The sequence below is a fragment of the Staphylococcus sp. Marseille-Q1834 genome (assembly GCF_916858875.1).
Classification (GTDB): Bacteria; Bacillota; Bacilli; order Staphylococcales; family Staphylococcaceae; genus Staphylococcus; species Staphylococcus pragensis.
Map to the genome: position 1 here is coordinate 1,045,295 of NZ_CAKASN010000001.1, position 12,058 is coordinate 1,057,352.

The 12,058-nt window shown below is 33.2% G+C and carries 12 protein-coding genes; 4 read left to right on the forward strand and 8 right to left on the reverse strand.

Annotated elements, in window-relative coordinates:
• Positions 1-31 precede the first annotated feature (31 nt).
• Entirely contained in the window at positions 32-232 is a 201-nt protein-coding gene (locus LIX58_RS05250) for a hypothetical protein (protein WP_126564688.1), read from the forward strand.
• Between the two features lie 182 nt (positions 233-414).
• Positions 415-1,692: a hypothetical protein gene (locus LIX58_RS05255; protein ID WP_126564687.1), complete on the forward strand. Its 1,278-nt coding sequence runs from the start codon at positions 415-417 to the stop codon at positions 1,690-1,692.
• A 53-nt stretch (positions 1,693-1,745) separates the two neighbouring features.
• Here LIX58_RS05255 and LIX58_RS05260 read toward each other — a convergent pair whose 3' ends face one another.
• The 6 genes from LIX58_RS05260 to LIX58_RS05285 form a co-directional block, all read right to left on the reverse strand.
• Positions 1,746-2,561, reverse strand: a complete 816-nt coding sequence (locus LIX58_RS05260; protein WP_154837036.1) for a hypothetical protein — start codon at positions 2,559-2,561, stop codon at positions 1,746-1,748.
• 12 nt (positions 2,562-2,573) lie between these two features.
• Positions 2,574-3,281, reverse strand: a complete 708-nt coding sequence (locus tag LIX58_RS05265) for a hypothetical protein (RefSeq protein ID WP_154837038.1) — start codon at positions 3,279-3,281, stop codon at positions 2,574-2,576.
• A gap of 81 nt (positions 3,282-3,362) precedes the next feature.
• Entirely contained in the window at positions 3,363-3,860 is a 498-nt protein-coding gene (locus LIX58_RS05270) for an HTH domain-containing protein (protein WP_186805180.1), read from the reverse strand.
• Between the two features lie 163 nt (positions 3,861-4,023).
• Positions 4,024-4,281 (reverse strand): hypothetical protein, encoded by a 258-nt coding sequence (locus LIX58_RS05275; protein ID WP_126564683.1) that lies wholly within the window; start codon positions 4,279-4,281, stop codon positions 4,024-4,026.
• Between the two features lie 438 nt (positions 4,282-4,719).
• On the reverse strand, positions 4,720-4,887 hold the full coding sequence (locus LIX58_RS05280; RefSeq protein WP_186805181.1) for a hypothetical protein: 168 nt from the start codon (positions 4,885-4,887) through the stop codon (positions 4,720-4,722).
• A 134-nt stretch (positions 4,888-5,021) separates the two neighbouring features.
• On the reverse strand, positions 5,022-6,440 hold the full coding sequence (locus LIX58_RS05285; RefSeq protein ID WP_226386144.1) for an anion permease: 1,419 nt from the start codon (positions 6,438-6,440) through the stop codon (positions 5,022-5,024).
• Between the two features lie 194 nt (positions 6,441-6,634).
• Here LIX58_RS05285 and LIX58_RS05290 point away from each other — a divergent pair, with 194 nt between their 5' ends.
• Positions 6,635-7,834, forward strand: a complete 1,200-nt coding sequence (locus LIX58_RS05290) for a DUF819 domain-containing protein (protein WP_126564681.1) — start codon at positions 6,635-6,637, stop codon at positions 7,832-7,834.
• Positions 7,835-7,899: 65 nt separating this feature from the next.
• Here LIX58_RS05290 and LIX58_RS05295 read toward each other — a convergent pair whose 3' ends face one another.
• Both LIX58_RS05295 and LIX58_RS05300 read right to left on the reverse strand, forming a co-directional pair.
• Positions 7,900-8,685, reverse strand: a complete 786-nt coding sequence (locus LIX58_RS05295; RefSeq protein WP_126564680.1) for a putative hydro-lyase — start codon at positions 8,683-8,685, stop codon at positions 7,900-7,902.
• A 283-nt stretch (positions 8,686-8,968) separates the two neighbouring features.
• Positions 8,969-10,585: a BCCT family transporter gene (locus LIX58_RS05300; protein ID WP_126564679.1), complete on the reverse strand. Its 1,617-nt coding sequence runs from the start codon at positions 10,583-10,585 to the stop codon at positions 8,969-8,971.
• 208 nt (positions 10,586-10,793) lie between these two features.
• Here LIX58_RS05300 and nagA point away from each other — a divergent pair, with 208 nt between their 5' ends.
• Positions 10,794-11,948 (forward strand): N-acetylglucosamine-6-phosphate deacetylase, encoded by a 1,155-nt coding sequence (gene nagA / locus LIX58_RS05305; protein WP_126564678.1) that lies wholly within the window; start codon positions 10,794-10,796, stop codon positions 11,946-11,948.
• The last annotated feature ends 110 nt before the right edge of the window (positions 11,949-12,058 follow it).

Here is a 12,058-nt window from a genome sequence, read left to right on the forward strand (position 1 = left end):
TTGCGAAAAAATAAAAAAGGAGCAAATAAGGATGGAATCTAATAATAAACCAAAAATAGCGCAAAAACGTTGGTTTAATATTATGTTAATCTTCGTAGGATTTTTAAGTTTTTGTATTTTTTATTTTGTTATGGGTACGAATTTCTTAATGGCATCTTTATTGATGTGGGGGCCTGTAGTCATAGGATTGGTTAATTTGAAAGAGATTAATGATATAGATAAGAATAATTAGATTAGATATTTGAAAATAATAGATGATTAATCTCAATGGAAAGATAGTTTGTTTTTATATATATCACCATAATAAAAATAAAACCCATATAGTGTCCCTATTAAATGCTTAAATATCAGTGTTGAGACTGACATAAAGCTATGCAAACGTCTTAATACTTTTTAAGAATAGGGATGAGAAAAATGAAAGAGAAAAGAAGAAAAGAATACGAAAGTTATTTATTAAAAAATTTAATAGTAGACCAAGATGAATTTTTAGAACAATATAATCCATGGCAAACTGAAAGAGCTAATAATTTAATTAATAAATTTTTAAAAATAACTTCTTCTATAGATTCTAAACAAAGTAAAGATAATAAAATAATATACAACGAAAATGATTTTTCATGGTTAGAAATTGAAAAAGACTATGAATATGCATACCTTATTAAAAAACCGAAAATGACATTTTATAAAAATATTCATTTTGGCATACCTAATCATTTTCACGGGAATATAAGTAAAGCTACAATATTTCAATGTTTAGCTAACCCAAATATAGCTTTAGAAGATAAAAAAACTTCACCTAAAGATTTGAGCGAGTTTTACGAAAAATTCAAAAGTGAACACGTAGAAGATGTTAGTTCTGATTTATCTAATTTTAAAGATAGTAATTCTGTAAAAAATCATCTTTTCGATTTAAATAATTCTATCTTAAGTAAAGAATTCAATAACTTAATAAATAAGGATAAAGATGAAAGAATAAACTTAATAAATAATCAAAATAATTTGGCTAATGGACATTATTATTTAGCACGTTACTACTATCCAATGTTAATAAAAAAAGCACCTAAAACAAATACTTTTAACCAATTTAGAAAAGCGTATTTAAATAGTGAAAAATTAAATACTTTACAAGATGTAAAAGAAAAAATTGATAGAATTAAATTATGTAACTTAGAAGTATTTCCGTTTCGTTCTCAAAATCCACAATTATATTCAAAAAGTGAGGATACACCTTTAATTGGCAAAGAATTAATTTCTTATAATAATAAAACAACTTTATTTAGTCCGAGAATTATTTTAAGAAGAATAGCTCTAAGTATTAAGCATAACGAAGAAAATAAGTATAAAAATAATTTTGAGCCAGATATTCCTATTTTTATTTTCAGAAGATATGAATATGTTTGGAAGGATTTAATAAGAAGAACTTTAAAAGAAAGCTATGATATTCTAAACGAAGAACTTATTGATGAGATATTAATATACTTGGAAGATAATTATTTTTATTATTTAAAAGACAAATATACTAAAAGTCGTTCAGGCGGAGCATTGCTTATTAACAATATTAATTATAAGGCGAAAAATATACCTTTAAGAGAAGAAAAACGTGAACTTGAAGAACAGCGAGAATTTGATGAGCACTATTTAAAATTAAAAAAAGCTCATAAAACCTTAATTTTTGAAGAAGATAACGATTAATAAAAAATAAACCACTTATCTAATATTGCGACTAGATAAGTGGTTTTAAAATTTTATAATCTTTCTGTATTTTTGCGTGCTTTATGGGCATCGGCTGCTGCGTCACCTGCTTTACGACTTGCTTCTGATGCATGATAATTTGCTGAGGCTGCATAATCTCTCGCTTCTCCAGAGTAGTGTGCTGCTTGTCTTGCCCAATGAGCTGAAGCGGCAGAGTTCGTTGCTGCCAAGTTAGAAGCGTATCTAGCTGCTCTAGCATCGATACTTGTCTCTGTTACTTTTGAAAGAATATGTTTCTGTTGACCTTCTAAACGTGCTTGATGTGATTCTGTTTCAAATAAGTTAATCGCTTCTTTTAACGTATCAGCGCGTTGATTATATAAATAATTAAACATTGCGCTTAAAGCATCAATATTTGAGTATGAATTTGGAATACGATTATAAACGCCTGAAGCATTTAAAGTTTGATTGATTTCGGATAATGTACTTTGATTTGAACGGATATTTTGTAAAGCAAGTTTAGCACTATCTTGTTCGAATACTTCTTTTTGAGCATTTTCATAACGATTAGAAGTCAGGAAATGTTTGCTTGGATTTTTAATTTTTTTATTTTGAAAAAACCAAACACCAAATACAATTACTCCAATAAAGAGTAGGCCAACTGATTGAAATAAAATAATTGATAAAATTATAATCGCGAGTGCTGGTAAAAGTAAAAATAACATATTCTTTCTTTTTATATTATTTAATGTCATTTTTCGAAGTTTATTATTTTCTTTATTAATAGTATTGTTACAATTTTGAATTTGAGTTTTTCCTTTAATCATTAGGGCAATATCTGACATAAGTTGTTCTTTTGAATTGTTCATTTTTTACTCTCCTTATTCCATTTTAAAGTCAGAAAATTTGATTTGTGTAACGTCTTTATCTTTTGGAGAAAGATCTACAATTTTTTGATCTTTATTATCAAGCTTAATCATCGTATATTTGTAATCTGAATCGTCTGATGAATCGCTATTTAATGCTGCTGGATTAACTGAGAATTGACCTGTATATTCTATATCTTTACTAGGATCTTGTGATTGGCCTGTATTAACGTCAGTGTAAGTTAACAAACTATCTTTTCCTTCTTCTACGGAATCTATAGCGCTACTAATATTATTTTTAGCTTGTTTCTCAGATATTTCCTTTGTTGTTACTAGTGTCATTAAAGGTTTACCGTTATCAGTGGTTACTTCTATATATGATTTAACATCACGATAAGGTGTTTCTTCATAAGATGCATGTTTACTATCAAGTGTCTTCTTCACTTCATCAGCATCTAACTTACGAATAAAATCTGGTGGTACATTTGAATCGCCATCTAATGCAATCATTTTCATTTGTCCATTTTTTGTTAAATATAAATATTCTACTCTAGACTCACCATCTTTATTACTAACCATATAAAGAAGGTGTTCTTTCTTATCATTAATAATATCTTTAATTGAAATGTTCTTTTTATGTTCGATGCTTTTACTACATCCTGTTAGATTGGGGATTAATAAGCCTATCATGATTAATGCGATTAAATATTTTATTTTCTTCATATTTCATTCTCCTTTAAGTAGTTGATTATTAAGAGGCAAGGGCAAGTAAGAAATAAACTTCCATTGCCCTTGGTCTTATAGTTAAACTTCATGTCTTAGATAAATCATTTGAAGTTTAATGAGTTCTGTAGTGAATTGATTGAGTAACGTAGTTGGAGATATAAGACGTAATGATTTTCTATGATTGAAACACAACTCAATCGCTTCTCTCGCACTCACTTCAATTTCAACAGTGAGAGACTTTGAAGTTCGTTGTAAGACTTTAATGTCATAGTTATTTTTCATTTTTTGATATAAATGAGGTGTGATTTCATAAGTTACTTTAGTAGCTTGAAGTGGCGTTCCCATATTTTTATGCATACTTTTGATAAAATAACTGTTTTTACTTTGATCAAAAGTGATTTCCTCTTCAATGTCTGAGTGAAGATTAGCTTCATGTAGATAATATCGAATATTATCTATATCTCTTTGAATCGTCCTTGGGTTAACTTCAAATTGTTTGGCTAAATCTGCCTTATTTACAGTTTGTTTTTTCAACAATTTAGAGTAGATATTAAGTACTCTATATGCCTGTTCCATTCGCATTTCTTCCCTTCACGAAACCTATTTTCATTATAAAAAACGACCCTAGACAGCATGAGTCATTTAGATGAAAGTTTTAATTTTATAAAAATCTTAATTTCATTTAATTTTGTGCGATATATTCATTTTTTCTGAAAATGGATAGTCGAATGATGTCTAACTAATCATTTCCTAGGACATATGAATGTAATACGTACCACTCTGTCAATTCATGAGGCGTCGTCGCAATTTGTTGTAGTAAATAACGTGTATTATCTAAATGATTTAAATAATGGAAAATTCTCTGAAAATAGCATTCGAGTAAATGTTGTTCATTGCCTTGAGTAAGACCGAAGTCGATTTGTTCGTAATAGCAAACGATACTGCTAGGTGTTTCATTATATTTAGCTAACTGTTCAGTAATAATGTCATAAAGCATAGTTTCACCTCCGTTTCTTCATGTAGGAAACTAAAGGCGCCTGCCAAGGCGACTTTTTTCTCTTACGAAGAACGGAATATTAAAGGGGAGAAAGAAGACAAAAAGAACGCAAAAAACCGCCATTACCGAGACGCGGTAATGGCGGCGCCAACAGATGAGTATCGCGTATTCAAGCGATACTCATCTGTATCATGCAATATTGAGATATTTGTATTTATATTGACTATTTTTAAACAAAAATAACCAATGATGTCTAAAGTGTCTGTATCAACTATAAAATAAGTACGTAGAGAATTTTGTTGGTTTAAAAGTAAAGCTTTATTTTGTAAGTAAGATGTTATAGAGGGGTTAGAAGAAGTAGTAAATTGATTGATATTATCTTGGAGAAATTTAAAAAATGAATAACTTATATTTGAGTAGTCATCAAAATCGGAAAGATTATAAATTCGATGATTTACTTTTCTCAATTTTTTCATATAGTTCAAGTAGATTCGCTGTAGTTAATTCATTTTCAATGTGATTGTTAAATGGTTTAAATTCTGCAGTCGCAAATATCATTGCTTCTTCTTTGGATAATGTATAAGAGCCTCTTTCTTCTGGAATCATAAGAGTCAACTCCTTTTTATGATATTTTTTATATATTATACGTCGATTTTATATTGTTAACAATTATAATTTAGATAAAAGTATATTTGAGATAAAAAAAGGAATCCAATTTAAAATTGAATTCCTTCTTACCATTACATCAGTCCAATGAGTTTCATCCATAGTGAGCCGATGCCAAGCCAAATAATGAAATAAACGATACCTAATGCAAGGTTCATCAGCCACCAACGTTTTTGGCTTATATAACCAGCGCCGTAAATGATAGGTGCCGGGCCACTACTGTAATGTGTTGTAGAAGCCATTAAGTTACCGAAGAAACCTAACATTAATGCACTAAATAATGGATGTGCACCAGCTGCTACGGCTACACCAAGTAAGGCGGCATACATCGCACTCACGTGAGCTGTTGAACTTGCGAATAAATAGTGTGAGTAGAAATAGAATACGATTAAGATGATAAGTACAATTGGCCAACTTAAACCGCCTAAATTGTGAGCGATAAGATGGCTTAACCAAGGAATGAAACCAAGTTTGTTTAATTGATCGGCCATCATAACAAGTACTGAGAACCAAACTAATGTATTCCAAGCGCCTGTTTCGTTTAAAACGTCTTTCCAATTCAATACGCCTGTGATGAGTAATAATGATAAAGCAATAAATGCTGTTAATGTTGCATCTATACCAATATAACTACCTGTCATCCACAATACTAGAGCGATAATGAAGACGCCAATCATGAATTTTTCAGCTTTAGAAATATGACCCATTTCTGCAAGTTGGTCTTCTGCCCATTTTTTAGCATCTGGCGTTTCTTTAACTGTAGGTGGATACATTTTATAAATAATAAATGGCACTACAATGAGAGAAATTAATCCAGGGACAATTGCTGCTAAGAACCAATTCATCCAAGTAATATGCACATGTGCAGTCTTTTCAGCTAAGTTTTGCGCTAAAGGGTTACCTGCCATAGCTGTTAAGAACATTGCCGCAGTGATTAAGTTACCTTGGAACTCTGTGAAGAGTAAGAATGCCCCCATTTTACGTTCAGTACCTTGTTTAGGATCTGAATCGAATGATTTTGATAAGGATTGAATGATAGGGAACATGATACCACCAGCACGTGCAGTGTTACTAGGTGTAGCTGGGGCTAAGATTAAATCAACGCCGACAAGAGAGTAGGCTAAGCCGAGCGTCTTTTTCCCGAAAAGTTTAACGAATTGAAGTGCGATTCGACGACCAAGACCTGTCTTCACGAAACCTCTTGAAATGAAGAATGCCATAGCAATTAGCCAAATACTAGGGTTACCAAAACCTTGAACGGCTGTTTTAGTATCAACGACGCCAACTAATACGGTAAGGGTAAAACCGAGGATAGAGACGGCACCGATAGACATTGGTTGTGTGATACAGCCAACGATAGTTGCTACAAAGATAACGAACATGAGCCATGCTTGCACGCTTAATGCCTCAGGTCTAAAAGGCGTAGTTAAGGCAAGAATGACACCGATAACTACAGGCAGTATAAACTTCTTATACTGAACAGGATTATCCATAATGAAACCTTCTTTCAATCTATTTTTTCAATATTTCATACATTAGGATAGACCTATTTTTTAAGAATGTACAGAGGATGTAAGTAATTAATTGAGAATATTTCTCATTATTTTCTATCTTAAGAATATGTATACTAGCATCGAAAATAATTGATATTTAGTATAAAATGTTACTCAAGGAAGGGGATGGGCTTATGTTTACAATGGGAGCTTTAATAGCTAAAGACGATACATGGGTGTTATGGGCCATTATTATCGTCTGGGCTACAGTGAGTATATTTCTAGAACAGAAATATCAATGGGCAAGTACGATTTCAGGGGCAATTATAGCTTTAGTCGGCGCTATGTTATTATCTAACTTTAAAGTTATACCGACTGAATCACCTGTTTATGACACAGTATGGAATTATGCGGTGCCAATATCAATTCCTCTATTATTGTTTAGTTCTAATATTTTAAAAATATGGAGAGAAAGTCGACGATTATTATATATATTTCTTATCGCTTCGGTAGGTACAATTATTGGAACAACAGTAGGATTTATCTTACTTCATCGTTGGATTCCATATCTAGCTAAGATTGGCGCTATGATGACAGGTAGTTATATTGGCGGTGGCGTTAACTTTGCAGCGTTAAGCACAAAATTTAAAACACCTAGTGATATGATTTCATCTACTGTAGTTGCTGATAATAGTGTGATGGCATTGTATTTTATGTTATTAATTGCAATTCCATCATTGCCATTTATTAAAAAATGGTTCAAGACAGACTATAAAGATGAAGCAACTCCAGAAACACAACAATCATATTGGCAACCCAAAAATATTCAATTATTAGATATAGCTTTTTCGATAGCAATAGCGGTTGCTTTAGTAGCAATCAGTTTTAAATTATCTGAGCTAATTCAACATGTAGTTCCACAGTCTAATATAGTGCTGACTATATTAGTATCTTTCTTTGGAGATCAATACTTATTATTGACTACACTAACGTTGTTAGCAGTAGCTATTTGGGGAGATTTCTTTGATAAGTTGGCTGGGTCTTCAGAAATAGGAACATTTATTATTTACATATTCTTTGTTGTAATCGGTACGCCAGCATCTTTCGTTACAATTATTAAGACTGCGCCATTACTATTTATCTTTGTGATAATAATTTTAATTTTTAATTTAGGTTTAAGTTTGATTATTGGTAAATTATTTAACTTTAAAATTGAGGAAATATTACTTGCAAGTAATGCGACTGCTGGAGGTCCCACTACAGCAGCGGCACTAGCTATAAGCAAAGGATGGCAAGGTTTAATTGGGCCTATACTTATTATAGGTACTTTAGGTTACGTCATAGGTAACTATGCCGGCACACTAATTTATCAACTTTTGATACAAATAGGATAGTAAGAATACAAAAATGGGAGATACGCCAGCTAGGGTTTGATGCTGTGTATCTCCCATTTTTTATATTAATTACTTAATTCATTGTCTTTAATGTCTGTGATGAACATGTGGCCTGGGGAATGTGTGATCATGATGTCGGGTTTGGTGTCTAGTGCCACGGATTGTGGTGTAACGCCGCATCCCCAGAATACTGGGACTTCATCTGCTTTAATGGTAACGGGTTCGCCGTAATCTGGTTCGTTAATATTGTTGATGCCTAGTTCTTCTGGCGTGCCAATGTGAATAGGTGTACCGTGAACGTTCTTGAAGTGCGTTGTGATTTCGGTTGCTTGGATGGCTTGGGCGATGGTCATTGGACGCATGCTTACGGTGATGTTGCCTTTGAATTGTCCGCTAGGTTCGGCTGGAATGTTGGTGCGATACATAGGAACGTTGTGTTCTTCTTCAATATGACGCACAGGGACGCCGGCTTCTAGTAGTGCATGTTCAAAGGTAAAGCTACAGCCGATAAGGAAACTTACCATATCGTCGGTATAAAGATCAGTGATATTATCTGTTTCTTTTATGAGCTCGCCATGTTCATAAATACGATATTTGGGCACTTCTGCACGAATATCTGCATCTTTTCCGTAATAAGGAAAAGAAGGTGAACCTACTTCTGAAACGTCTAATAATGGACATGTCTTTGGATTTCTGAAGCAAAATTTTAAAAAATCATAAGCATAGGCGGAAGGTAAGATAACGACATTGGCCTGGATATAACCTTCTGCCATGCCACTTGTGTGACCTGTTAATTTACCTTCTCGAATAAGTTGGCGTAATGCTTCCGGTGAATATTGTTTGTAATTCATAATTAATCCCCCTTGAATCCCCTTAATTATTTCAAGTTCTTATTACTACAATATTTAAAAATTACACTTATAGCAAGAGACATCTTATTTAATTTTTAATAATCACTTTTTAAAGAATTTGTATGCCAAAGTCATGGAACAATTCACAAATATTGGTAATAAACAATACAAACTCACAATCATCCAGTTATCATCGACTTTATAAATAACGAAAAAGAGTATAAACAGAAATACACTTATTATTACACCTATGATAGGTAATCAATTAAAATATTGTTCTTCATTACGTTTCTGTCTTGTCATCTTTCTGCTCCTTTTCAACAGTATCGCTATCAGATTCACGTTGTTCTAAAGGAATAGAGTAGTCTTTATCGTCATCAATATATGACATTTGGAAGTGTTTGGTATGTTCGCGGCGTAAGGCTCTCATGATTGAAATTGTCATTAGTAATAAAATAATAGAGAATGGTAAACCTGTTACGACTGAAGCGGTTTGTAAGCTTGTTAAACCACCCGCAATCGTCATCGCAACTGAAATTGCTCCAATTAGTAAACCCCAAACGACTTTATGTTTATTTTTAGGATTCTCACTGCCTCCAGTCGCCATACCAGCTACAATATGTGTTGTGGAATCAGCACTTGTCACAATCAGTAAGAATATTAAAGCAATTGCTAATGCGTTAGTGATATCAGATAGTGGGAATTTGGATAGCAACTCGAACAATGCAACCGTATAGTCTTTGTCGACGAGTTGAGTGATTTTATCGCCACCCATTGCAATTTTGACAGCCATACCACCAAAGCCTGAAATCCATACAAATGAAATAAGTGGCGGCACTATGAGTACACACATGATGAATTCACGAATTGTTCGTCCACGAGACACTCGAGCTACGAAGCCACCAATGAACGGTGACCATGAAATCACCCATGCCCAATAGAAGACAGTCCATTGCTGTATCCATGCATTTTTTCCTGAATATGGGTCAATACGTAAACTGTATTCTACAAAGTTTCGTATGTAATCTCCAATGGCTAAAGTGTAAGATTCAAAGATAAATTTTAAGTCGCCAAATATGAGCATAAAGATGAGTAGTACAGCACCTAAAATAATATTGATATTGCTCAACCATTTTACGCCTTTATCTAAACCAGTAATCGTTGAACCTAGGAAAATACAAACCATTAAGACAGTAATTGCAATTTTAGTGAAATTGTTATTTGGTACATGAAAGACGTGACTTAGACCGCCACTAATTTGCATAATACCGAGGCCAATCGACGTTGCAATCCCCATGACCGTAGCAATAATCGCTAGAATATCGATTATATTGCGGAACGGACGTTTGTAAGCTTCGCCAAAGACTGGCTCCATGGCAGTAGAGATTAAACCATCTCTTTTTTTACGGAATTGGAAGTAAGCTACAATTAAGCCGGCCATAGCGAAGATGGACCATTGCGAAATGCCCCAGTGAAAGAAAGTATATCCCATAGCGACACGTGCAGATTCTGCTGATTGATCTGGAACTTTTCCTGGAAAAGGGGAGTGAATATAGTGAGTCAGTGGCTCAGCTACACCCCAAAAGACGATACCTACGCCTAGCCCAGCAGAAAATAGCATTCCCAGCCATGATAAAAATGAAAATTCAGGCTCTTCATCGTCATCACCTAATTTAAAACGACCATAACGAGAAACAGCTAAAGAAATTAAAAAGATATCTAAAATGAAAATAATGAGTAAAAATAACCAACCAAATGAATTTGAAATAAAATCATAAACGTGTTGTGCATAAGTTCCAAATCCCTTTGGGAAAATGCCTGCCATAGCAGTGATAAGAATAATGATGGCTACCGAAATGATATAAACGAAATAATTGTTTTTCTTACGCTTGTCATTCATAGTTTTATTAAGTCATCCCTTATACGTTATTTAGTTATGAGTATACCTATAATTGTAATTATTTTCAAAATTCATTTTTTTGAAAATTTAAGAAAACTAGCGATATAATAAGTTGTTTTGAAAACTTTTTACAAAGCAATAAATTGAATATCTGAAATGCTATAATTGTTATGAATTTAGAACAATATTTAAGAAAAGAAGGTATATCATGTCGAACTATGTCATTACTAATGGGAAAATTTACACAGAAGAACAAGTTATTGAAAATGGATATCTTGTAGTAAAAGATGGCAAAATAAGTGATATTCAAGAAGGCGAGTATACAGGCGATTTACAACAAGTAGATGCTCAAGGACAAAATGTCTTACCAGGATTTATTGATATTCACATTCATGGCGGATACGGTGAAGATGCTATGGACGCCTCATATGAAGGATTGAAACATTTAGCGGAACAATTGTTATCTGAAGGGACAACAACGTTCTTAGCGACAACAATGACGCAATCAGACGAGAATATTGAAAAAGCATTAAAAAATATTGTGGCTTATCAAGCAAATCAGCAACCAGGTGAGGCAGCTGAAATCGGTGGCGTTCATTTAGAAGGACCATTTATCTCGGAACACAAAGTAGGCGCGCAAAATCCAAAATATGTACAACGCCCTTCAGTAAGCAAAATTCAACATTTTCAAGAGATTGCGAACGGACAAATTAAAATTATAACGTTTGCGCCAGAAGTAGAGGGTGCGCATGAAACTCTAAATGCTTTACATGACGATATTATCTTTTCAATGGGGCATACAGTAGCCACATTTGATGAAGCAAATGAAGCGGTTGAACATGGCGCTAAGCATATTACGCATCTATATAACGCCGCAACGCCATTCGAACATCGCGATCCAGGTGTTTTTGGTGCAGCATGGACGAATAAAGGTTTAAACACTGAGGTTATTGTCGATGGTGTACATTCACATCCTGCTTCAGTCAATATTGCCTATAAACAAAAAGGTAATGAGCACATGTATTTGATTACAGATGCTATGCGTGCTAAAGGTATGAAAGATGGCGAATACGACCTAGGTGGTCAAAATGTTATCGTAAAAGGTAAAGAAGCAAGATTAGCAAGTGGTGCGTTGGCAGGTAGTATTTTAAAAATGAATGATGGCTTACGTAATTTAATGACTTTTACAAATGATTCATTAGAGAATTTATGGCGTGTAGCTAGTTTAAACCAGGCAAAAGCATTAAAGATTGATGATACTAAAGGTAGTTTGGCTATTGGCAAAGATGCAGATATCGTTATCGCCAATGATGAAATTGAAATAAGTAAAACGATTAAAGCAGGCACAATTCATCATTTTTAAGACTACCGGCATAGTCAGAATATGATAAATTTTAAAACTTATAGTCTGATGCGTACATATTGTGCACATTTATATTTTTAAAAGGTTTAAAATTGCGAAAATAAGTGAAT